This is a genomic window from Pseudomonas lundensis (assembly GCF_001042985.1).
In the GTDB taxonomy this organism is placed as follows: domain Bacteria; phylum Pseudomonadota; class Gammaproteobacteria; order Pseudomonadales; family Pseudomonadaceae; genus Aquipseudomonas; species Aquipseudomonas lundensis.
This window is the reverse complement of record NZ_JYKY01000034.1, coordinates 17,019-40,884: the sequence shown is the minus strand read 5'-3', so window position 1 is coordinate 40,884 and position 23,866 is coordinate 17,019. Positions and strand designations below refer to the sequence as shown.

The following is a 23,866-nucleotide window of genomic DNA, read 5'->3' as shown; positions in this document are numbered from 1 at the left end:
CTAGGCTCTGTACGTAAACTCAAGAAATACGATTTTCTGTAAAATACACCGCCATTAAAGCCAGGAGGCCAAGATGGCAAAGCGGTATGAACTCCCCGACGCAGCCTGGGATCTGGTTGCAGATATCTTCACCAAAAATCAGCGCACCGGGCGCCCTCGGGCCGATGATCGCCTGATGCTAAACGGTATTCTCTGGGTGCTTTGCTCTGGCGCAGCCTGGCGAGACATGCCCGAACGATTCGGCCCTTGGTCAACGATCTATCAACGGTTCCGGGGATGGCGTGATTGCGGAGCTTTTGATCAGATGCTCAAGCGTCTTCATATCCGATTGAATGAGCAGGGTTTGATTGACTTGGAAACATGGATGATCGACTCCACTGCCGTACGAGCAACCCGGGCCTCATCAGGTGCCGGGAAAAAAGGGGATTTGAAGAACCGCAAGACCACGCGCTCGGGCGCAGCCGGGGTGGCCTGACGACCAAGATTCACATGCTGTGCGACGCCAATGGTGTGCCTCTGCGTTTCCTGTTGTCAGGCGGACAAGCCAGCGATATAGCCTATGCCCAACCGCTACTCGATCAGGCTTGCATACCCAGCCTGCGCGGTCGCCCACGCAAGCGTTGCCGCTGGTTGCTGGCTGACAAGGGTTACGACGCTGAAGCGCTGCGCCAGTATTGTGATCGTTATCGCATGCAGCCAGTCATTCCGTTGCGAAGCATGAAGCGCAAAACCAAGCCAGGATTGCCTCGACTTTTTGATCGCCCCAAATATCGGCAGCGCAACATCATCGAACGCATGTTTGGCTGGCTGAAGGAGAACCGTCGCATCGTGACGCGCTTCGACAAGCTCGCAACAAGTTTTGCGGCGATGGTCTCATTGGCCTGCGCTATGCGGTGCTTGCGACAATACTTTACGTACAGAGCCTAGGTAACAGACGCAACATCAATTAATGGAGTTAAGACAATGTTGAAAAAAACCCTTACTGCTGCAATCACTGCTGCTGTTCTGTTGAGCGCTGGCGCTGCGATGGCGGCGCCTGATGCAAACTGGGCGTTCTCAAAAGAAGCCGTTGAAGTCCTCAAGACTAAAAATGGCTACATCACCATCAAGAAAATCGAACTGGAAAACCCGGCGACGGGTATCTGGAAAGCGGAAGGCGTGAAGAAAATCGATGGTGTGGAAGTAGAGGTCGAAACGACGTTTGACCATACAGGCAAAGTGATTTCCGAGAAAAAAGACTGATCCTCGGCGTCTGAATCGCCTTGAACGTCCGGCCCTTACCTAAGGGCCGGACGCTGCCGAGCGTGCTTTACACGCACAAAAAGCCCCCGTTCAACGGAGGCTTGTTTTGCAAAGGGTTGTGGTGTGCCGGGCTTAGCCGTTCGAACAGCCGTTACCCATGATGCGGTACTCAAGTATGTGACGCTGACCCTGATGGTCTTCGTAGATCATTTGCGCCGGGACCACTTCGCACACATCGGCAGTCGGGGTCACGCTGATAACTTTGGCAACGTCGAGATCGGTGGCGTAGGTGTAGTGTTCAACCACCGGTTGGGCCTGTGCAACGTGAACTTCATCTGCAGCGGCCAGTGTCGAAATACCCATCAAAGCAAGTGCGATCAAACGTTTCATTTATTCAAGACCTTAAAACAATCACGTGTCACTGACTTCAATTGCCGTGTCGGCGGGAGAAGTTGTTACGTCATGAGTGCTCAATGACGTAACACGAAGTACCGTGCCCTGTTTCAATGTTTCGGCTAGGGATGTACATAGAGTACCGAATCAAAACATTGATTAAAGTCAAAAGATCGCCAAGAAGTATTGTCGGATCGGTAACAATACGGTGTTTTTAACCGCCATAAAAAAGCCCTCTGCAAAGAGGGGGCCTGGGGTCGCATCCGTGCGGGCAACCGGAGGTACAGCGCACGGTTTTAGTGGGTGCTGCAGCCGTCGCCCATCACTTGGTACTCAACGGTATGACGTTGACCCTGATGGTCTTCGTAGGTCATCTGTGCCGGTACCACTTCACACACTTTCGGGATGGTCGACAAATGAATGACTTTGGCAATGTCCAGCTTCGACCCGTAGGAATAGTGCTCGACCGCCGGTTGCGAAGGGTGGGTTGTTTCACTGGCCATGGCAACTGTTGCCATGCCAGCCATCAATAAAGCAATTAACTGTTTCATTAAAGTGGCCTCTAAAGTAATCAAGGGGTAACACTGACTGACTTCATTTGCCAGGCGGGCGGGAAGAAGTTACGGCGCCCGTTGATTATTCAATAAGCCCGTACGAAGTACCGGTAAGACAGTTCATAAGTTGTGTATTACATGTCGCAAAGTTTACGCCGTTTAATCTTCTGAAAAAGCCCTGATGGCAAAAGGCTGTGTTACCGCATGGGTAACAATGTGGTGACGTCGATCACCTTTTCAAGGGCGCGTCATCAAGGCCTTGCTGGCATACTGCCGCGTCAGATTCTGGAGCCAGCCATCGTATGAATGTGGATTCCCCCCTCAGTGCCTGGGAGCAGGCCGTCGCACAACACGGCTTTGTTCACGACCCCGCGCAATGGCGCGCAATGGCGCGCGGTGCAAGCCTTGCAGCGTTGTCATGAGCAACTGAACCAGGGCGTGAAATCGGTCAAAGGGGTGTATTTGTGGGGCCCGGTTGGGCGTGGCAAAACCTGGTTGATGGATCAGTTCTATCAGAGCCTGCACGTGCCAGCCCGACGCCAGCATTTTCATCACTTCATGCAGTGGGTGCATCAGCGTCTGTTTCAGTTGATCGGGACCGCTGATCCGCTCAAGGCCTTGGCGCAAGGGCTGGCTCACGAAGTGCGGGTGCTGTGTTTTGATGAACTGTTCGTCAATGACATCGGCGACGCGATCATCCTCGGCCGTCTGTTTCAGGTGATGTTCGATGAAGGCGTGGTGTTGGTGTGCACCTCCAACCAGCCGCCCGAGCAGTTGTATGGCCACGGCTTCAACCGTGATCGTTTTGCGCCAGCAATTACCGCGATTCTCAAGCACATGGACGTGATTTCGGTCGACGGTGCGCAGGATCATCGCCTGCATCCGGGCATCGCCGAACAGCGTTATTGGGTGACACCCGCGGGGCCATCCAGCGTCATGGGGCCTTTATTCGAGCGCCTCACACAGGGGCAGACCCGCAGCCATCAGTCGAGGGTGGTCGGGCACCGTTCGCTCAACATCCGGGGCGCCAGTGACAACGTGCTGTGGTGCAGCTTTCATGAACTGTGCGAGCAACCGCTGGCTGCCACGGACTTCATGGACCTGTGCGACCGTTACAAGGTCCTGTTGCTCAGCGACGTCCCCTGCCTGAGTGCCGAGCAACGTGAAGGCAAGATTGCACGCGGCACTGAGGATGGGGCAGTGAAAGTTGAGGCAGGGGATCGGGAGCTGCCGCAGCTGTCCAAGTTCGACGACAGCGTGCGGCGTTTCATTGCGCTGATCGATGAATGCTATGACCGCAAAGTGCCGGTCTGCATTGAGGCGCAGGTGCCCATGGATCAGTTGTACACCCAGGGCTACCTGGCGTTTGCGTTCCGCCGCACCTTAAGCCGATTGCAGGAAATGCAGTTACAACGCTTCGGCCAGCCTCTGTAATTGCCGCCTTAAGGCCTCCGACGACATCAGTCCCACGTCGGGGCCACGCTTTTTGGGTCGGTCAGGCGGTGGCCGCGGTCCAGCGCTGCAATCTGCTGCATATCGTCTTCAGTCAGTTTCAATGCACACGCCTTGAGGTTGCTCTCAAGGTTCGCGCGTTGGGTGGACGACGGGATCACCGAATAGCCCAGTTGCATGGCCCACGCCAGCGTGACCTGCGCCGGGGTGGCGTTGTGCTGTTGAGCGATACGTTGGATCACCGGGTCTTTCAGCACTTCGCCGTACGCCAGGGTCATGTAGGACGTGATGTGAATGCCCTAGCTCTTGGCGAATTCGGCCACTTTGCGGTTCTGCAAGTACGGGTGCAGTTCGATCTGGTTGGTCGCAATGTGTTCGGCGCCGACGGCGTCAATCGCCTCTTTCATCAGTGCGATGGTGAAGTTGGACACACCGATTTCTTTGGTCAGCCCTTGCTTTTTGGCTTCCAGCAGTGCGCCCATGAACTCGGCAACCGGAACGGCGCCCTGAGGGGACGGCCAGTGAATCAGGGTCAGGTCCAAATGGTCGGTGCGCAGTTTCTTCAGGCTTTCTTTCAGGCTCGGGATCAGTCTGTCCTGGCTGAAGTTATCGACCCAAATCTTGCTGGTGATGTACAGCGAGTCACGCGCCACACCGCTGTCGGCAATGGCTTGGCCCACATCCGCTTCGTTTTCGTAGATCTGCGCGGTGTCCACTGCGCGGTAACCCAGTTCAAGGGCGTTTGTGACCGAGTCGATGACCACTTGGCCTTTAAGTCGAAAAGTACCGAGGCCGAAGGCTGGAACTGTCATGGATAACTCCTTGGAGGTTGTAAGAATGAGGCTGAGTATCCCTGTCCTTGCGGGTCTGAAAAACCCGTCCTGAGACAAAGCTCTCGTGAGTTCAGGTCATGAATCACTGAGTGCGCCCACGCGCAGGAGTTCCGGCTGCCGGATACGGGCTCACGGCCTAAATTTCGTCGGCGCACGCACGTTCTAGCTTGGATAACGCCTGCATTCAGGCTGGGACAGGTAGGGCAATGACGATTTCTCGACGAGGGTTCATCGCGGGTTTAGCGATCACCGGCGCAGCAGCGCCAGCAGCGTTCTATGGCCATCGCGAGTTGACCCGGGTGGACCAGCCGGTCACCCCCGGCGAGGCAACGGTCGACCTCGCGGACACCGCCGGGCAGCAACTGGCTGACCAACTGCGTGGCCTGTGGACGATCCGCTTCCACGGCCGCGATGCCGGGCTGGACGGCTTGCCGTCCGATGACCTCGAAATGTGGCTGGACATCGCGCCGCGTGGCCGAGGGGTACGTGGCTATCTGGACACGGCGCAGGTGTTGCACAGCCAGCAAACCCCGCGCTACCGCATTCTGGGCGACCTGGTTGAACCCGACGCCAAACACCTGCACTGGCGCCTGACGCGCAGCGATGCGCCTCATGGCGTGCCCGATTACGAGTTGAGTTTCAGCCTTGATGAGGTGTGGGGCATGTATGGCAACGCGGGCAGCGGCACGTTGAGTGGCCGGGTGCAGCGTCTGGATCGCCCGCTGGCATTGCCCGAGCAGGACAACCACGTTGTCGCGCTCAAACGCACCTTTCCTGAAGCCCGCGAGCGTATCGGCCTGAACCCGACCCTGCTGGCGTGGCTGGTGTCCCCGGAACACCGTTTGTTTCACCAGCTTTGGCATGCCTCACGCGACACCTGGCACGACTTGTCCGAGACCAAGCGCAATGCCTTGCGCGGCATCGGCTGGCAGCCCGGTCAGCGCGACAAGGAGCGCGACGCCCGCGGGCCACGCAAAGACCGCAATGGCTCGGGGGTGGATTTCTTTTTTATGCACCGGCACATGTTGCGCACGGCGCGTTCGATGCAGCATTTGCCCTCGTGGCCCGCGTTCCCGATGCCCCAGCCGGAGCTGGAGCGCGACCGCGCGGGGTTCGCCCGTTACTTTGACAACCACGACGGCAGCGCCTTGCCACCGACCTGGTTGGCGGAGGGTGATGAGTTCTACACCCAGTGGCTGAGTGACATCAAACAGCCTGAGACCTTTCACAGTAATTTTGAGGTGTGGGAGTCGCGCTACCGTGACCCGCGTTACCTGTCGACATTGACCCTCGGCCAGTTTGGTTCCGAGGTTGAGCTGGGGCTGCATGACTGGCTGCACATGCGTTGGGCATCAGTGCCGCGCGATCCCTCCAACGGCGCTCCGGTGCCCTGGGCGCGTGACCCGGCGGATTTTTCGGCGCGCTGGTACGTGCCTGAAAACGACTTTCTGGGCGATCCGTTTTCGTCCCACGTCAACCCCGTGTTCTGGTGCTTTCACGGCTGGATCGATGATCGCCTTGAAGACTGGTTTCGCGCCCACGAACGCTTTCACCCTGGCGAACTGACGCGTAGGGAGGTCAACGGTGTGCCGTGGTTCGCACCGGGTCGCTGGGTCGAAGTCGACGACCCGTGGTTGGGGCCGCTCACCCACGGGTGCAGCACCACGCCGGGGCTGGCGTCGGGCAAAACCGTGGAAATGGACCCTGAAACCATGAAACTGGCGTTACGCATTACCTTTGGGAATGAAAAGACCCTGGACAGCTTGTTCCGAAAAATTCCGCGCCGCCCCTGGTATGCGCGGCATCTGGTGACCAAGGCCCCGCACCGCGAGTGACCCTGAAGGCGGGCGTAACGGGTGGGGGGCCGTGACGGTTACACGTCATGAACTCAACGGCCAAGATGGCCTTTCATTTTTTCACACAAGTCGGGTTGAGTTTCAGGAGGGCCAGGTCTTGGCAAGGCCGTTGCCCGATCAGGTACACATCGCTCAGGTAGCTGGTCAGGCAGGGCGCAGACACGAAGCGTCCTGCCGTTTGCGAGTAGATATCCACATCGAGATACGGACGAAACGTTTCAACGGTGTATTGGTTGCCCGACCGTTTGCGGGTGGCGCAATAAAAGTATTCCCCCTGGGTATGCAGCGCGGAGGCGCCATAGGTATCTGGTTGGTTGGACACATGTATCGGGTATTGCTCATCGATCAGTTGAAAGGTCACCAGTTGCCCGGCGGCGCTTCGGGTAGAAACGAAGGGCATGTCTCTATGGATACACAGTGAAGGGCTTTCAACGACGCTTTTGTGGTCTTCGCGTACGTGGGGTTGCCAGCCGGAAGGCTCCAGCACCTTGTAATACAGCGCGCGGCTGTCTGCCCCGCGTAAGGCGAGATAAAGATTGACACCATTACCCACTGCCGAAGGAGCATCAGACGTTAACACCTGGGGGACGGTTTCGACGGGCGACCACTGAGTGCCGGAGAACGTGATAAACCGTATGGATTGATCAGGTGCGGTATAAAAACAATACAAGTGATCTGCATACACGGTGACGGAAGGTCGAAGCTGGCGGATCCGTGTGGTCGGCAATTCAGAGATGTGCTGGATAATCATCTGATTTGCTGAGTTTTTGAACAGCACGGTAAAACCCAGCGTAAACACTCCCGGTGCTTTTTGCAGGGCGTAAAAAATATATAACTTGCCTTTGAATTCAACCGCTGAGGCGCCGGTGGACATGCCGGTGCCTTCAATCAATAAATGAAGATCCCATGTTTCGCAGGGCATACTTTTCTGCGGATCTTGAGGCAAGACTTGACGTGTGGGTCGAAGGGCGGAATGGTCGGGTTCAGTACTCAAGAGCGCACCTTTAATGTTGATAAGTTAATGGTTATTTAATGCACTCAGGGTTGAAGATCGAAATGCCCAGATCATCACAGGGGCGCTTTCCAATTAAATACAGGTCACTGTGGTAGTTCACCAGGCACGGTGGGGAGGTGTAGGCGCCCGCGGTCTGGTAGTAGTCGTTTAATTCAGTGGGGGAGCGAACGAGTTCAGTGGTGTAGTGGTTGTTTGAGTGTTTGAGTGAGGCGTCAACCAGGAACCTGTCCCATCCGGCAACGGCGGGGGCCTCATATATATCGTTCAGTGCTGACGTCAAGACGGGTGCCCAACCGCTCTCATGGAAGTTGAACAGGTACAGACGTTCATCCAGTCCTTTGACGGCGACGGTGGGCAGGCCGCCCGCGATGCAGAGGGAAGGGCTGCCATTGAATTTTATGTGAGGGTCGCGCTGATGCGGCTGCCAGCCTGAAGGTTCAAGCACCTTGTGATAAAAGTCACCGCCCTCTGTACCTCGCAGTACCAAAAACAGTTGTTCGCCCAACGCTGCCACAGAGGGGGCGTCGCTGGTCAGGACGTTGGGCACCTGTTGCGCGTTTTCCCAGAAAGCGCCTGAGCCCACACTGAAGCTAATACCGCCGCTGGTATCTCTGTAAAAACAGAACAACCTGTTTTGATACACCGTGACCGCAGGACGATAACCCCCTAGAGGTCGGTATTGAATACCCGGCTCAGTGGGCAATTCATGCAGGCCCTCTAAAACAAGTTGGATGTTTGGATGTTTGGATGTTTGGACACGATGGCATAGCCAATTATTCCGTCTTGCGCACTACTGCCTTTGTTATAGAAGGCATATAACTTGCCCTGATGTTCGACGGCCGAAACACCGCTGTTAATACCTGTGCCTTCTATAGGAAGAACCAGTTGCCAAGCCTGGCAGGGGAGAGTGTCCTGGGGCTGCGTGTCCGAAAGTAGGTTGAACCTGTTATCGCTGGAATGTGTGTTCAAGCGTCACTCCTTCTGCACGGTAAAGTGCAAGTGGATAAAGAAAATAATTAAATACGGCCTGAGCCGAGTACTCGCCGTCGCATCAATGTTGAGGCGAGTCAGTTCAGCCACAACGCGTGCTCATTCGCATGCTTAATGTGGGGTGATGAATGTTAAATGCCGTTGTTGTTAACGGCATGTCGACATTCTAAGGCGGGGCGGGGGCGTTGAAGGGGTAGATATATAGGGTGACGTTTACGGCGTTATGGGCACAGCAGCGCCGCACTGAAGGTGGCTTTGGCCGTTACCGCGCGTGCCATCCCCCGCCCAGTGCTTTATACAACGCGATGCTGGCTTGCAGGCGCGCCAGGCGCAGTTGCACGTGCTGGTCTTGCGCCTGGTACAGCGTGCGTTGGGTGTCCAGCACCGTCAGTAACACCTCTGCTCCGGCGGCATAACGGTGTTGGGCAATGTCGAACGCCTGTTGCGCCTGCTTGAGTTCTTCGTCTTGCCACTGCCGCTGGCGGTCCAGCCCGTTGGCACTGTTCAGGGCTTTCTCGACGTCGGCAAAGGCGCTGATGATGCTGGCACGGTAGGTGTGCAGCAGTTCCTGCTGGCGGGCGATGGCTTTGTCACGTTCGGCGCTCAAGCGGCCATTGTTGAAGATGGGCGCCGCCAGCCCTGCCGTCAGGTTGTAGAACGGGCTGCGCAGCACGTCGCTCAAGCGGTCGGCGCCCGAGCCCAGGCTGGCGCCCAAGGTCAGGCTGGGCAGCATGGCGGCCCGTGCGACGGTGATGTCGGCGTGTGCCGCCGCCAGTTTGGCTTCGGCGCTGGCGATGTCCGGGCGGCGGCTCAGCAATTGGCTGGGCACGCCGCTGCCAATGCTTGGCCAGTGCAGGCGCGCGAAAGGCGTCGCCCCCAGTTGCAGCTGTTGCACGGGCTTACCCAGCAAAACGGCCAGGCTGATGCGCGCCTCTCGGGCTTGCTGTTCCACGAGCGGCACGTGCCGTTGTTGGCTGGCCACCAGGCTGGTTTGCTGGGCGAGTTCCAGTGCCGTGGCCGAGCCCGCGTCATGGCGCGTTTGCACCACCTTGAGCACCCGTTGAGCGTTGGCGAGGTTGAGGCGGGCGATACGCAGTTGCTCATCAAAGGCCAGGGTCTGCACGTAACGGTTGGCGACGCTGCTGAGCAAGGTCAGCTCCACGGTGGCGCGATCAAACTCGCTGGCCCGCAGCGCCTGAACCGCACTGTCTCGGGCAGCGGCCTTGCCCCCCCAGAAATCCACTTCATAGCTGGCGGTCAGGTTGGCATCAAAGTAGTCCACGGCCTTGTTGTCATCGGTGGCATCCAGTTGGCTGTAGCCGTTGCCGCGCAGGAGTTTTTCCCGGTTGCCGCTGCCACCGAACTTAACCTCGGGCAGCAGCGGCGCACCGGCAATCACGGCGCCGGCTTGCGCTTGCTGCACGCGGGCGACGGCCGCCGCAAGGTCGTAACTGCCCGCCTGAGCTTGGGCAATCAGGCGATTCAACTCAGGGCTGCCAAACTGTTGCCACCATGGTTGGTTGACGGCCAGGGAGGCGCGCTCTTGGGCAAACTGCCAGCTCGGCGGCGGGACAACGGCCGTCGCGTCAGGCGCAACGTTCTGGCTGCAAGCCCCCAGCAACAGGCACACGGACAACAGGCTCAAGGACGGCTTTATCAATTGTTTATTCACTGGTCAGGGCCGTGACCGGGTCGAGCCGGGCAGCTTTGCGGGCCGGCATAAAGCCGAAAATGACGCCGGTCACCAGGGCGCAGCCAAAGGCGCCGAGGACGGCCATCCACGAGAACGCCACGGCTACGTCGCACAGGTACAACACGGCGCCGACGATGAAAGCCAGGCCGATGCCAGCCGCGCCCCCCACCACCGAGAGCATCAGCGCTTCGGTGAGGAATTGGCGCAGGATGTCGCGTTGGCGCGCCCCGGTGGCCATGCGAATACCGATTTCACGGGTGCGCTCACGCACCGTCATCAGCATGATGTTCATCACCCCGATGCCGCCCACCAGCAATGAGATGGCAGCAATCGAGCCGAGCATCAACGACAGGGTGTTGCGGGTCTTGGCCTCGGCTTGAATCATCGCGGCGTTGTTGGTGATTTCGAAATCGCGATGGCCGTTATGCAGCCTGAGCATCAAGTGCTCGATGGCTTTTTCGGTCTGATTGACCTTGCTCGCGTCGGCCGCGGCGATCACCACGTATTCCGGGTTGTGGGTGCCAAACAGGCGGACACTGGCGGCGGAATAGGGCACCACGATGCGCGTGTCGCTGTCCGAGTCCCCGGAGCTGGCGCCTTTTTCGGCCAGAATTCCCACCACGCGAAACGGTACATTCTCCAGCAGAATGTAGCGCCCGATCGGGTCGGACACGTCCTTGAGTACCTTTTCCCGCACTTTCTTGCCGATCACGGCCACGGCGGCCGCGGCGTCTTCGTCGGCCTGGGTGAAGAAACTGCCTTGCACCACCGGCCAGTTGAAGATGGCCGGGAAATCGATGCCGTTGCCCCCGGTGTACATCGTGTGATCGACGTTGCCATAGCGCACGCCAATCTCGGCGCCGTTGATCGGCATGATCATCTTCACCTGCGGCAGCGTGGACAGCGCGGCCACGTCATTGAGCGTGATAATTCCCAGCGGTGCCCGAGGCCGGGGCGACATGCCGCTGAGGTAGATGATATTGGAGCCGAACGCGCCCATTTCGGCCATCACTTGCCGCTTGCTGCCTTCACCCACGGCCAGCATCACCACCACCGACGCCACGCCAATCACGATACCGAGCAAGGTCAGGGCGGTGCGAAAGCGATTGATCCACATCACCCGCCAGGCTGCATGAACGGCGTCCACCAGCTCGCCTTTCCAGGCACCGCGCGCTTCGCTGCCCTGGTTGAGGCGTTGGCGCAGGTCGATGGCTTGCAAGGCGTTCGGGTTGTCAGAGACGGGGCGCGCGCCATTGGCGCTGTCGCTGATGACCTCGCCATCGCGCACTTCGATGATGCGGTTGGCCCGTGCCGCGACATCGCGGTCGTGGGTAATCAGGATCACCACATGGCCCTGGCTGGCCAGTTCATCGAGCAACGTCATGACCTCGGCGCCACTGTGGCTGTCGAGGGCACCGGTGGGTTCGTCGGCGAGGATGATGTGCCCGCCGTTCATCAAGGCGCGGGCGATGGACACCCGTTGTTGCTGGCCGCCGGACAGTTGATGCGGGCGGTTGCCGGTGCGTTCGGCCAGGCCCAGGCGCGTCAGCAGGGCAGCGGCGCGGGCATGGCGTTCGGCGGCAGGCATGCCGGCATAAATGGCAGGCATTTCGACGTTTTCCTGGGCCGAGGCAGAGGGAATCAGGTGGTAGCCCTGAAACACAAAGCCGAAGGCTTCGCGGCGCAGCCACGCCAGCTCGTCGGTGTCGAGGCTGGCCACGTCTTCGCCGGCGAACAGGTAGCGCCCGGACGTCGGGCGGTCGAGGCAGCCGAGGATGTTCATCAGCGTCGACTTGCCGGAACCCGAGGCGCCGACAATGGCCACGAATTCACCCGCATGGATCGACAGGCTGACGCCTTTGAGCACCTGCACCTGCGGGGTGTCGACACCGCCGTACACCTTGCGGATGTCATGCAGTTCAATCAGGGGCGTGGGCATTTAACCTCCGTTGCCGGGAGCGGGGCCGATCAGCAGGTGATCGCCTTCGTTGAGCCCTTCAAGGATTTCGACGCGCAAGCGGTCGCTGATACCGGTACGGATCTGGCGGGTTTCGATGTCACCGTTTTTGGCCACCACCCGCGCGGTCTGGCGATCGCTGTCGGTGCTGCCTTGCAGCGCCACGACCGGCGCCAGCAGGACATCGCGCGCCTGATTGGCGACGAAGAACACTTGGGTCGTCATTTCAGGCATCAACGCCTGGTCGGTGTTGTCGACATCGAGCAGCACGGTGTACAGCACCACCCGCGCGCTGCCGCTTTTGCCTGAGCTGGCGGGGCTGCCGCCGCCCTGACTGGCCTCGTTCAGGGGCTTGGGCGGCACGGGCAGGATTTGCCGCACGGTGCTGGCCCAGCGCCGGTTGCCGCCGCTCAAGGTTGTGAAATACGCCTGCATGCCCGGTTTGACGTGGCCGATGTCGGCTTCCGAGACCTCGGCCCAGACCGTCATGGGCGACAGGTTGGCGATCCGCAGGATCAAGGGCGTTTGCTGCTGGGCGTTGAGGGTTTGCCCTTCGCGGGCGTCGATGGCCACCACCGTACCCGACATGGGCGCGAAGATGCGCGTATAGCCCAGTTCGGCTTCGTCGCTGCGCAAGCTGGCCCGGGCCTGACGGATCTGTGCCTGGAACATGTCGATGCGCGCCTGGGTGGTGCGCACCTCAGCCCGGGCACTTTGGATGTCTTCTTCGCGGGTGGCGCCGCCCTGGGCGAGGCGCTGCTGGCGCTGGTATTTCTGTTGCGCCAGATCGTGCAGGGCGCGCTGCTCTTGCAACTGGGCCTTGAGGTTTTCAATGGCGAAGCGGCTGGCGTCGAGCTTTGCAGTTTGCGTCGACGGATCAATCTCGACCAGCGGCTGGCCTTGCGTGACCTCGGCACCGACGTCGACGTGGATCTTGCGGATCTGCCCGGACGCCTGGGCGCCGACGTCGACGTACTGACGCGGTTGCAGCGTGCCGAGTGCCGTCACACTGCTTTCGATGTTGCCGCGTGTCACGGGCACCGTGTCATACGCTTCGCGACCGGGTGTCAGAAAAGGCCAGGCAACCAAGGCACCAACCAGCAGTGAAGAAAGTACGATCAGCAACGCGCGGCGGGTCTGTCGGGGGCGTTTCATGCAGGGTTCCGGCCAATGGGATTCGGCCCGTCGTCAGGTTATCGAGCTGAAATGCCCTACAGCTAACGCTGTCGCGAGATGACAGTTACGGGGAGCTGTTGAGTAGACGTAGGCGTGAGCCATGAATTTAAGGCTGTTCGGAATGGGCTGTTACTGAATATTTCCTGTTTGTTTCTACAGTCGGACTTTAAATCTATATGAGAATTACTATAAATTACGTCCCCTAAAGTGCCATCATCATGCCGCCATCTGATTCGGCCCTGTTTCAGCGCTCATGGAAAGTTACCGCACCCGTTGCGGTCAGGAGTCACGTTGGAAAACTACTACCGCGAGCTGGTCAGCTTTTTGAGCGCCAGACTGGGCAATGCACAGGCCGCCGAAGATGTGGTGCATGACGCCTATGTACGCGTACTGGAGCGTTCCAGCGATGAGCCGATTGAGCAGCCGCGGGCCTTTTTGTACCGCACGGCCCTGAATCTGGTGATTGACGGTCATCGCCGCAACACGCTGCGCCAGATCGAGCCACTGGAGGCCCTGGACGCCGACGAACGCTTTTACAGCCCATCCCCGCAGGCCACCCTGGCGCAGGGGCAGCGTCTGGAAATGGTGCAGCGCGCGCTCAATGAGTTGCCGACGGTGTGCCGCGACTGTTTCTTGCTGCGCAAGCTCGAAGGGCTGTCCCACCTGGAAATTGCCGAACGCCTCGGTGTGTCCCGCAGTGTGGTCGAGAAGCACATCGTGAACGCCATGAAGCATTGCCGAATTCGGATTCGGCAGTGGGACCACGCTTAAATTTTATTTCTGTAGCCTCGTTCCTACTCAACAGACGACCTGCTGCGCTGCCACAGCGCAATCGGGTCATGGGCTTTTTCTTCCCTCTGTTGAGGGGCAATCCAGAGGACACTGGAAATGACACAGGCAATCGCTTCGGCCGTCGTTCATGATCTGATCGGCATCGGTTTCGGGCCTTCCAATCTGGCCCTGGCCATCGCTCTGGAAGAACGCGGGCAGGTGCAAGGCCCGTTGGACGTGCTGTTTTTGGACAAGCAGGCGGACTACCGCTGGCACGGCAATACGCTGGTCACCCAGAGTGAGCTGCAGATTTCCTTCCTCAAGGATCTGGTGACATTGCGCAACCCGACCAGCCCGTATTCTTTCGTCAATTACCTCAAAGCCCACGGGCGCCTGGTGGATTTCATCAACCTGGGCACCTTTTATCCGTGCCGCATGGAGTTCAATGACTACCTGCGCTGGGTCGCGTCGCACTTTGAAGCACAAAGCCGCTACGGCGAAGAAGTGCTGGCCATCGAGCCGGTGTTGCATCAGCAACAGGTCGAAGCGCTGCGCGTGATTTCCCGCGATGCCCACGGCCAGCAGCACGTGCGCACCACGCGTTCGGTGGTGGTCAGCGCGGGCGGTACACCGCGCATTCCAGAGGCGTTCAAGGCACTCAAAGATGACAGCCGCGTGTTCCACCACTCGCAGTACCTGGCGCGGATGGCTTCGCAGCCTTGCGTGAGCGGCCAGCCCATGCGTATCGCAATCATTGGCGGTGGCCAGAGTGCCGCCGAAGCCTTCATTGATTTAAATGACAGCTTCCCGTCGGCCCAGGTGGATTTGATCCTGCGCGGCTCGGCCCTCAAACCGGCCGATGACAGCCCGTTCGTCAATGAAGTGTTTTCGCCGGAGTTCACCGATCTGGTGTACCAGCAGAACACCGCCGAGCGCGAGCGCCTGATTACCGAGTACCAGAGCACCAACTACTCGGTGGTCGACATCGACCTGATCGAGCGTATTTACGGGATTTTCTACCGTCAGAAAGTCTCGGGCATTGCCCGTCACGCGTTCCGCAGCCTGACCGGCATTGAAAGCGCCGTGGCTGACGAGCAGGGCATCACCCTGGCGCTGCGTAATTCCGCCAACGGTGAGGTCAGCACGCAGGCTTACGATGCAGTGATTCTGGCCACGGGCTATGAGCGGCACATGCACCGTCACCTGCTGGCCCCGCTGGCTGAATACTTGGGCGAGTTTGAAGTGGACCGCGATTATCGAATCGTCACCGACGAGCGATGCAAAGCAGGGATCTACATGCAAGGCTTCTGTCAGGCCAGCCATGGTTTGAGCGATACCTTGTTGTCGGTTCTTCCGATTCGTGCCGAGGAAATTTCAGCATCTTTGTATGGTTACGAGAAAGATCGTACAAAGAGCGGCGTCAGCGCTGAGCAAATGCTGGCCGCCGCCGTCTGAACCTGCCCCTACTTAAGGCCCTGTCGCAGCGCTCTATTCCATGCCTTGGCCATTGCCTCCCTCCAGTCGCTCACGTTTTTTGAGTGGGTGACTGGTCATTTCTGAACCCGTGCTGAAGAACTGTTTGATTCGTCAACGGGACGTGTTTTCACGGTTTACTCTGCAAAAGGTCGGACGTAAGCTGCCGGCGTTTTCATCAATAGCGGAGTCCCTCAGTGGGTACCAGTTCGAGTGACAGTAGTCGGCCGGTCTTCAAGACTGGCACATACTCGGCAAGTTAACGCGCAGCTTCCCCTGCCGTTTCTTGCTGAACAGCGAGAAATGGCGCCTGGAACCGGTCCCCTGTGACCTGATCCGACAAGCCCTCTCTTCGACACTTAAACCTGTGTGACCAACGCCTTTTGCCAGGCCGGTTACCTCAGGAAGCAGGCTCATGCCCCGCGTTTGCGGCGTAGCGCCTGTGCTCGCCTGGACCTGCCGTGGAATCCCGCTGACGTTGTCTGTCAGAGGACTCACCATGGGTAACACATTTATGCCAATCCGCCGTCGCCATCATCGACCTGCCTTGCCGGGCCGTGTGCGATTGCCCCGTTAAACGCAGGTATTTGACCTGCTCGCGAGTACTCACACCATGAATGACGGTTCGAGATTAAGGCCGCCTGCGTAAGCCCCGATGAGGGTGAGCGCAGGCGGCGCAGGAGTAGCACGATGAAACTCACCCTTAAAGAATTTTTCGCAGGCTTTCTGCGGACCCGGCACATCGCACGGCATTTTCGGCGTCTGGCCGTGCTCGACAGCGTGACCCACACCACCGTCAGCCGCGAAGTGCCGCCCACCCTGGCGCAAACCCTGGTAGCCGCGGCCCACAGTGACAGTGCTGAGCTGATCGACCGGCTCGGCACCCACACTGACGGGCTGAGCGAAGCTGAAGCGCAGGCCTTGCGCCAACAGCACGGGCTTAACGAGGTCGAGCACGAACAACCGCTCAGCCGTTGGGTTCACCTGTGGCACTGCTATAAAAACCCCTTCAACTTGTTGCTGACCTTGCTGGCGGGCGTGTCGCTGGCCACCGATGACGTCCAGGCCGCGGTGGTGATTGGCACCATGGTGGTGTTGTCCACAGTGTTGCGCTTCTGGCAAGAGGCCAAGTCCAACAAGGCCGCGGATGCGCTCAAGGCCATGGTCAGCAACACCGCCACGGTGATGCGCCGTGACTTCAGTGCCGATGCGGCGCCGGTGTTTGGCAAATTTTATGGGGCGTCGTTGCACATCAAGGGCGCGCAACGCATCGAGTTGCCGATCAAGCAACTGGTGCCGGGCGACCTGATCGTGTTGTCGGCCGGGGACATGATTCCGGCAGATTGCCGCGTGCTCAGTGCCAAGGACCTGTTCGTCAGCCAGGCAGCCATGACGGGCGAATCCATGCCCGTGGAAAAATTCCCGCACCAGGCAGACCGCGATACCCGCAACCCGCTGGAGCTGGACAACATCGTGTACATGGGCACCAACGTGGTGTCCGGGGCGGCAACCGCCGTGGTGCTGACCACCGGCAATGCCACGTATTTTGGGGCATTGGCCCAGCGCGTCGGGGCCACCGACCGTGGCCCGACGTCGTTCCAGACCGGTGTCAATAAAGTCAGCTGGTTGCTGATCCGTTTTATGTTCGTGATGGCGCCGCTGGTGCTGTTCATCAACGGTTTCACCAAAGGCGATTGGCCCGAAGCCCTGCTGTTTGCACTCTCGGTGGCCGTGGGCCTGACGCCTGAAATGCTGCCCATGATCGTGACCTCGACCCTGGCCAAGGGCGCGGTGTTTCTGTCGCGCAAAAAGGTCATCGTCAAACGGCTGGATGCGATCCAGAACTTTGGTGCGATGGATGTACTGTGCACCGATAAAACCGGGACCCTGACCCAGGACAAAATCTTTCTCGCCCGCCACGTGGATATCTGGGGGCAAGAGTCCGACGACGTGCTGGAAATGGCCTACCTCAATAGCTATCACCAGACCGGCTTGAAGAACCTGCTGGACGTCGCGGTGCTGGAGCATGTTGAGGTGCACCGCGAGCTAAACGTGGGCACGGCCTATCGCAAGGTCGACGAAATTCCTTTCGACTTTAACCGGCGGCGCATGTCGGTGGTGGTGGCCGAGCACGACCGGCCGCACGTGCTGATTTGCAAAGGCGCTGTCGAAGAAGTCCTGTCCGTGTGTCAGTACGTTCGCCACGGCGATGCGCAAGAAGTACTGACCGATGAACTGCTGGCCCGCATTCGCAGCGTCACGGCAGCGTTCAACGAAGAAGACCTGCGGGTGGTGGGCGTCGCCGCACGTTCCATGCCGCGCGGGCGCGACACCTACACCCTGGCGGATGAGCAAGGCCTGACCCTGATCGGCTACGTGGCGTTCCTGGATCCACCCAAAGAGAGCACGGCGCCCGCGCTCAAGGCACTGGCTGAACACGGCGTGGCGGTTAAAGTGCTGACCGGTGACAACGAGTTGGTGACGGCGAAAATTTGCCGGGAAGTGGGGCTGGACCAGCAGGGTTTGTTGCTGGGCAATGACATTGAGCGCATGAGCGATGCCGAACTGGCGGTGGCTGTGGAAACCACCAATGTGTTTGCCAAGCTCACGCCCACCCACAAGGAGCGCATCGTGCGCTTGCTCAAAGCCAATGGCCATGTGGTCGGTTTTATGGGCGACGGGATCAATGACGCCCCGGCATTGCGCACCGCCGACATCGGGATTTCGGTCGACAGCGCCGTGGACATTGCCAAGGAAGCGGCTGACATCATCCTGCTGGAAAAGAGCCTGATGGTGCTGGAGGAGGGCGTGCTGGAAGGGCGTCGCACCTTCGCCAACATGCTCAAGTACATCAAAATGACGGCCAGCTCCAACTTCGGCAATGTGTTCTCGGTGTTGGTGGCGAGCGCCTTTATCCCGTTCTTGCCGATGCTGCCGATGCACCTGCTGGTACAAAACCTGCTCTACGATGTGTCGCAGATTGCAATCCCGTTCGATAACGTCGATGACGACATGTTGAAAAAGCCCCAGCGCTGGCAGCCCGCCGACGTGGGACGTTTCATGTTGTTCTTCGGACCGATCAGCTCGATCTTCGACATCCTGACGTTTTGCCTGATGTGGTACGTGTTTCAGGCCAATACGCCCGAGCATCAGACGCTGTTCCAGTCGGGCTGGTTTGTGGTTGGCCTGCTGACTCAGACCCTGATCGTGCACATGATCCGCACGCCGAAGATTCCATTCCTGCAAAGCCGCGCCGCCATGCCGCTGCTGGTCATGACGGGGGTGATCATGGCGATCGGGATTTTCCTGCCGATGGGGCCATTGGCCAGCTACTTTAAACTGGAGGCGCTGCCACCGCTGTACTTCGTGTTCTTGCCCGTGATCCTGCTGGCGTACATGGGGCTGACCCAAGCGGTGAAAGGGTTCTACATCCGCAAGTTCGGCTGGCAGTAACGCCAGCGCTTACCCATCGCCGCCTGGCCGGGCGGCGATGCCACACAGCGATTGAGTCAGGGATGAAACCATGCAAGCACTCAACAACATCAACCTCTCGTCACTGATCGACACCTTGGTCAGCCTCAGCGCGGCGTTCGTCCTGGGCGGGTTGATCGGTTTCGAGCGTCAATTCCGTCAACGCACCGCCGGCTTGCGCACCAACGTGCTAGTGGCGGTGGGCGCGGCCATTTTTGTCGACATGGCCAACCGCCTGGGCGGGGCTGAAGGCGCCGTGCGGGTGGTGGCCTATGTGGTTTCCGGCATCGGCTTTTTAGGGGCCGGGGTCATCATGCGGGAAGAAGGCAATGTGCGCGGACTTAACACTGCCGCCACGCTCTGGGCGTCTGCCGCCGTGGGCGCGTGTGCGGGGGCCGACCTGATTCTCGAAGCGCTGCTGGGCACATTGTTCGTACTCGCGGCCAACACCCTGTTGCGCCCGATCGTGAACAACATCAACCGCCAGCCGTTGGACGTGATTTCGTCCGAAGTCACTTACATGGTCTATGTGATTGCGCGACGTCATCAACAAAAGGCTGTGCTCGCCTTGCTGGAAGCCGAGCTTGAGCGCAGCAATTACCCGGCGCGGGATCTGGATCTGCATGCGTTTGGCCAGGACGAAGTCGAGATTGAATGCACGCTGGTTGCCACTTCCGTGGACGGCGACGAGCTGGATGCACTGGTCGCGCGAATTTCCACATCAACGTTGGTGGTCCAGGCGTTTTGGAGCCCGAGTACCACGGAGTAACTTCGGGATAACGGAAAGCATCTTTAAGGGAATTCTTACAACAAGAGTCACCAGCGCCCTTCCTCGCGATGGTTTTTTTTTGGCCATTATCCGCAGCTTGATTTGAAATCGGTTTTAACCCGGCAGCGTTTTTTTTGAGCCTGATGAAAGAAGTTTGTAGGATTTTTCCTATACTTCATTTAGGTCTCAATAACTCTGTCTTTTTGGGTTGAAATTAAATCGTGTCTATTCAAAACGGTGATTTTCGCTCGGTGTACACCGGCATTGATACTACGGGCTGGGGTGCATATGCATAAGATTTTGATTGTTGATGATCATCCGTTAATCCGTTCTGCCGTGAGCGCCATCTTGAGCAATCACGGCTATCACGTCGTGGGGGAAACCGATAGCGGGGTGGACGCTGTTCAAATGGCCCGCGAGCATCATGTCGATCTGATTATTCTTGATCTGAGCCTGCCAGGGCTCGATGGCCTTGAAGTCATCAGGCGCATAAAAACCTCGGGCCTTACGAGCCGTATTCTGGTGCTGACCTCCCATTCGCCCCTGCATTATTCACAGCGTTGCATGAAAGCCGGTGCGACCGGGTTTATCACCAAAACCAAAGGCCTTTCCGAAGTTCTGCAAGCGGTAAAAGTCGTGCTTGACGGGTACACCTTTTTTCCCAACTTGAGTGATAGCTCGGTGCGTAGCAGCGATTGCGCCGTGAGTGAGCAGGAGTTGATCGAGCGTTTATCTGGCCGTGAACTGAGCATTCTGAAACAACTGGCACTGGGTAAAACCAACAAGAAAATTGCTGAAGACATGTTGCTCAGCAGTAAAACCATCAGTACGTACAAAGCCCGTCTGATTGAAAAGCTGAACATGAGGTCGGTGGTGTACTTGGCAGAGTTTGCCAAACGTAATGACCTGATCTAAATGAACGCGCTCATCCTCCGGGCGTGGGCTGGCATGGTGGTGCTCGTATTCGGGTGGCCACAAGCCTTTGCTGACCCCTCAGTGCAAACCTTGCAGCTGTTGGGACGCTCGAATGTCGAAGAGTACAACGTGGCACTTGAGGCCGCCGATGAGCACTGGCTTGAGCAAAAGGGTGTCTTGCGATTAGGGGTGTCTGCCCCCGACAACATGCCTTTCGAGCTGGTCGAAGATGAGCAGTACCTTGAAGGCATCACGGCGGACTATGCGCAACTCCTCTCGCAGTTGCTGCACATCGCGATCGAGGTCAGGCGCTACCCTTCAAGGCCCCTTGCCGTGCAAGCCCTCAAGCAAGGTGAAGTCGACCTGCTGGGCAGCGCCAACGACTTTGAGGCCCAGGACAGGGCGCTCAAGTTGACCCAGGCCTACGCCGAAGACGCGCCGACGCTGGTGACGCGTACGGCGCGAACAGGCCATTTGCCTGCCGATCTGGCTGGCCTGCGGGTGGCGCTGCTGGATCATTATTTACAGCCGCAAAAAGTCCAGGCGTTTTACCCCAAGGCCATCCTGCAACTGTACCCGTCCACCCTGACCGCGATCGGCGCGGTGGCCTTCGGCCAGGCAGACGTCTACCTAGGCGATTTCATCGGCGCCAATTACCTGATCAACAGAAATTACTTGAACAATGTGCAGTTGGCTGACTTCTCGCGCATGGAAGTCACCCCGTTTGCCTTCGCCCTTGAACGGGATAACACCAGGCTGTTGGATATTGTGAACGCCGCTCTGTCGGCCATTCCGCCCAGTGAACGCATGACGATCCTGCGTCGCTGGAGTTCGGAAGGGCCGCAGGTAAGCGGTCATTGGCGATTAAACCTCAGCAGTAACGAACAGCGCTGGTTGAATGAACACCCGCGATTGAAAGTGGCCATCAATGACCATTACCTGCCGCTGTCATTTATTGATGAGCAGGGCGCCTTCAAAGGCGTGAGCGCGGATGTGTTGCTCAATATCAGTGCTCGAACCGGGTTGGTGTTCGAGCCGGTGACGGGGAATTCTGTCGAGGAGTTGATCGCGCTGGTGACCACGGGCGAAGCCGACTTGATGGGCGCTTTCACGCCCAGCAACGCCCGTGAAGGGCAATTGCGCTTTTCCCGGCCTTATCTCACCACGCCCTTTGTGCTTGTCACGCGGGTCGCGCCGGGCAGCCCGACCACCCTGGACCAGATGGCGGGCCAGCGGGTGGCCATGGTGCGGGGCACTGTGCTGCGTGAGTTTGTGCTGCATCACTACCCGCAGGTGCAGGTGCTTGAGGTGGAAAATGCCTGGGAAGCCATGAACAAGGTGGCCCAAGGTGAGGCGGCAGCGGCGGTCAATGCGTTGATCAGCGCGCGCTACATGATTTCGCGCTATTTCCGCGAGCAGTTGCATATCACCAGCACGGTCGGCACACAGCCCGCGCATATCGGATTCGCCACGGCGCGGCACTCATCCGAGTTAAGCAGCATTCTCGACAAAGCCTTGTTGAGTATCAGCCCTGAAGAAATGAGTGCCTTGACCCAGCGCTGGCGCACCACCGGGCAAGAGACAGACAGTTATTGGTTGCGCAATCGTGCCGCGATTCTTCAGGGCTTTGCGATTGCCGCTGTTTTGTTGGCGGTGGCGTTGGGCTGGATTGCTTATCTGCGCCGCGCGGTCATTAAACGTCAGCAATTGCTGGAGCAGCTGCAGGCCGCCAAGCAAAGTGCTGATGAGGCGAACCGGGCCAAAACCACGTTTTTGGCCACCATGAGTCATGAAATTCGTACGCCGATGAATGCTGTGATCGGCATGCTCGAGCTGGCCATGAAAAAAGCCGAGCAGGGTGTGCTGGACCGTTTTGCCATCGAGGTGGCTTCCGGGTCGGCGCGAGAGTTGCTGGCGCTGATCGGGGACATTTTGGACATCGCGCGCATTGAGTCCGGGCATCTGTCTTTAAGCCCTGAACGGGCCAATATTCAGGCATTGGTCGCGTCGGTGTTGCGCATGTTTGACGGGCTGGCACGCCAAAAACGTCTGAGTCTGGTCAGCCACGTGGTCTGTGAAGTGCCCGAGACGGACGCCTGGATTGACCCTTTGCGGTTCAAGCAGATTGTCTCCAACCTGCTGAGCAATGCCATCAAGTTCACGGACGCCGGAGAAGTGAAGCTGGCCTTGCACGTGACGCCGGGCCGCGACCCTTCCCGCCTGAGCGTGTGCGTGCGCGTCATCGATACGGGCATGGGCATCTCTGAGGCCGATCAGTCACGGTTGTTCAGCCCGTTCATTCAAGCCAGCAACAACACGCAATCCGCCCGAAGTGGCTCGGGCCTGGGGCTGGTTATTTGCCGAACCCTGTGCGAAATGATGGACGGAACGTTACGCCTGCAGAGTGTGTTGGGGCAGGGGACGCAGGTTGAGGTGCTGTTGCAGGTGCCGCGTCTTGAGCCGATGGCCATGCCCATTGAGCCGGAGTCAGCGCCGGTACAAAGCCGTTCGTTAACGATTCTGGTGGTGGACGATTATCCGGCGAACCGTCTGTTGCTGGCTCAACAGATGCGCTATCTGGGGCATCAAGTGATTGATGCCGAGCACGGCGCGCGAGGGCTTGAAAGGTGGCATGCGCGCTCATTTGACGTGGTCATTACCGATTGCAACATGCCTGTCATGAACGGGTATGACCTGGCGCGCGCCATACGCGAACAAGAACACCTGCTGGGCATGAAACCGTGCCTGATCCTGGGGTTTACGGCCAATGCTCAACCCGAAGAGGTTGACCGTTGTCTGGAAGCCGGGATGAATAAATGCCTGTTCAAACCCATCAGCCTCAAGGATTTGAGCGACTGCCTGGCGTCGGTTGGTGGGGAGGAGGCCGATGCGCTTTGCGGCGCCGCGCCAGAGATTGACCTGAGGTACCTGCGCGAGACCAGTCAGGGGGATGACGCACAGGTCCAAAAAATGCTGGCCGCTCTGGCCGCGAGCAATCAGCAGGACATGGCCCGGCTGTTGGCATTGTTTGTGGACGGCGATCGCAAGGGGTTGATGGGGTTGGGGCATGGGGTCAAAGGCGGTGCGCGCCTGATCGACGCGCGGGACGTGATCCAGCGGTGTGAGCGCCTCGAAGACGCCTGTGCTGCCAGCCATGCGCCCGAGCTGACCGAGACTGTAGACGCTTTGTATCAAAGCATGGAAAGGCTCGATGAACTGCTTGCGCCTTATCTGGATGATGATGAATCGGGCGCCTGACAAGACAAATGGCCCCTTGAAATGGTGTGGGCAGCACTTATTTTGCTG

The 23,866-nt window shown here is 58.7% G+C and carries 16 protein-coding genes and 3 pseudogenes; 10 read left to right on the top strand and 9 right to left on the bottom strand.

What is annotated here, in order from left to right; all coding sequences use genetic code 11:
- The first annotated feature begins 73 nt into the window (after positions 1–73).
- Positions 74–927 (top strand): annotated as a pseudogene (locus tag TU74_RS23755) (IS5 family transposase).
- A gap of 36 nt (positions 928–963) precedes the next feature.
- Entirely contained in the window at positions 964–1,242 is a 279-nt protein-coding gene (locus TU74_RS20580) for a PepSY domain-containing protein (RefSeq protein WP_047280482.1), read from the top strand.
- A 132-nt stretch (positions 1,243–1,374) separates the two neighbouring features.
- Here the strand turns inward: TU74_RS20580 and TU74_RS20575 are convergent, their stop codons facing one another.
- Both TU74_RS20575 and TU74_RS20570 read right to left on the bottom strand, forming a co-directional pair.
- Positions 1,375–1,632, bottom strand: coding sequence for a DUF2790 domain-containing protein (locus tag TU74_RS20575; protein WP_047276514.1), 258 nt, complete (start codon positions 1,630–1,632; stop codon positions 1,375–1,377).
- Between the two features lie 299 nt (positions 1,633–1,931).
- Positions 1,932–2,186, bottom strand: coding sequence for a DUF2790 domain-containing protein (locus TU74_RS20570; protein ID WP_047276512.1), 255 nt, complete (start codon positions 2,184–2,186; stop codon positions 1,932–1,934).
- Between the two features lie 305 nt (positions 2,187–2,491).
- Between TU74_RS20570 and zapE the strand changes: the two are divergent.
- Positions 2,492–3,623: pseudogene (gene zapE / locus TU74_RS20565) on the top strand (cell division protein ZapE).
- Between the two features lie 26 nt (positions 3,624–3,649).
- Here the strand turns inward: zapE and dkgB are convergent.
- Positions 3,650–4,453 (bottom strand): annotated as a pseudogene (gene dkgB, locus TU74_RS20560) (2,5-didehydrogluconate reductase DkgB).
- Positions 4,454–4,680: 227 nt separating this feature from the next.
- Between dkgB and pvdP the strand changes: the two are divergent.
- A complete protein-coding gene (gene pvdP / locus TU74_RS20555) occupies positions 4,681–6,309 on the top strand; it encodes a pyoverdine maturation tyrosinase PvdP (protein WP_048377517.1) in 1,629 nt (542 codons plus the stop codon).
- Between the two features lie 73 nt (positions 6,310–6,382).
- Here pvdP and TU74_RS20550 read toward each other — a convergent pair whose 3' ends face one another.
- From TU74_RS20550 to TU74_RS20525, 6 genes are all read right to left on the bottom strand, one after another.
- Positions 6,383–7,324 carry a hypothetical protein gene (locus tag TU74_RS20550; protein ID WP_139145716.1) on the bottom strand — a complete coding sequence of 314 codons (942 nt, stop codon included), beginning with the start codon at positions 7,322–7,324 and terminating at the stop codon, positions 6,383–6,385.
- Between the two features lie 31 nt (positions 7,325–7,355).
- Positions 7,356–7,892, bottom strand: a complete 537-nt coding sequence (locus TU74_RS20545) for a hypothetical protein (protein ID WP_139145717.1) — start codon at positions 7,890–7,892, stop codon at positions 7,356–7,358.
- A gap of 170 nt (positions 7,893–8,062) precedes the next feature.
- Complete coding sequence (locus tag TU74_RS20540; RefSeq protein WP_048377514.1) at positions 8,063–8,314, bottom strand: hypothetical protein; 252 nt, start codon at positions 8,312–8,314, stop codon at positions 8,063–8,065.
- Positions 8,315–8,597: 283 nt separating this feature from the next.
- Complete coding sequence (locus tag TU74_RS20535) at positions 8,598–9,992, bottom strand: efflux transporter outer membrane subunit (protein ID WP_048377518.1); 1,395 nt, start codon at positions 9,990–9,992, stop codon at positions 8,598–8,600.
- A gap of 7 nt (positions 9,993–9,999) precedes the next feature.
- Positions 10,000–11,967, bottom strand: a complete 1,968-nt coding sequence (locus tag TU74_RS20530; RefSeq protein ID WP_048377513.1) for a MacB family efflux pump subunit — start codon at positions 11,965–11,967, stop codon at positions 10,000–10,002.
- A complete protein-coding gene (locus TU74_RS20525) occupies positions 11,968–13,140 on the bottom strand; it encodes an efflux RND transporter periplasmic adaptor subunit (protein WP_047276498.1) in 1,173 nt (390 codons plus the stop codon).
- A 312-nt stretch (positions 13,141–13,452) separates the two neighbouring features.
- On the opposite strand from TU74_RS20525, the gene TU74_RS20520 reads away from it, so the two are divergent.
- From TU74_RS20520 to TU74_RS20495, 6 genes are all read left to right on the top strand, one after another.
- Entirely contained in the window at positions 13,453–13,932 is a 480-nt protein-coding gene (locus TU74_RS20520) for a sigma-70 family RNA polymerase sigma factor (RefSeq protein ID WP_047280478.1), read from the top strand.
- Between the two features lie 117 nt (positions 13,933–14,049).
- Positions 14,050–15,387: a lysine N(6)-hydroxylase/L-ornithine N(5)-oxygenase family protein gene (locus TU74_RS20515; RefSeq protein WP_047277891.1), complete on the top strand. Its 1,338-nt coding sequence runs from the start codon at positions 14,050–14,052 to the stop codon at positions 15,385–15,387.
- Positions 15,388–16,095: 708 nt separating this feature from the next.
- Complete coding sequence (mgtA, locus tag TU74_RS20510) at positions 16,096–18,858, top strand: magnesium-translocating P-type ATPase (protein ID WP_048377512.1); 2,763 nt, start codon at positions 16,096–16,098, stop codon at positions 18,856–18,858.
- Between the two features lie 70 nt (positions 18,859–18,928).
- Positions 18,929–19,645 (top strand): MgtC/SapB family protein, encoded by a 717-nt coding sequence (locus TU74_RS20505; protein WP_047280477.1) that lies wholly within the window; start codon positions 18,929–18,931, stop codon positions 19,643–19,645.
- A gap of 288 nt (positions 19,646–19,933) precedes the next feature.
- Positions 19,934–20,560: a response regulator transcription factor gene (locus TU74_RS20500; protein ID WP_047276489.1), complete on the top strand. Its 627-nt coding sequence runs from the start codon at positions 19,934–19,936 to the stop codon at positions 20,558–20,560.
- On the top strand, positions 20,561–23,818 hold the full coding sequence (locus TU74_RS20495; RefSeq protein ID WP_048377511.1) for a transporter substrate-binding domain-containing protein: 3,258 nt from the start codon (positions 20,561–20,563) through the stop codon (positions 23,816–23,818).
- The last annotated feature ends 48 nt before the right edge of the window (positions 23,819–23,866 follow it).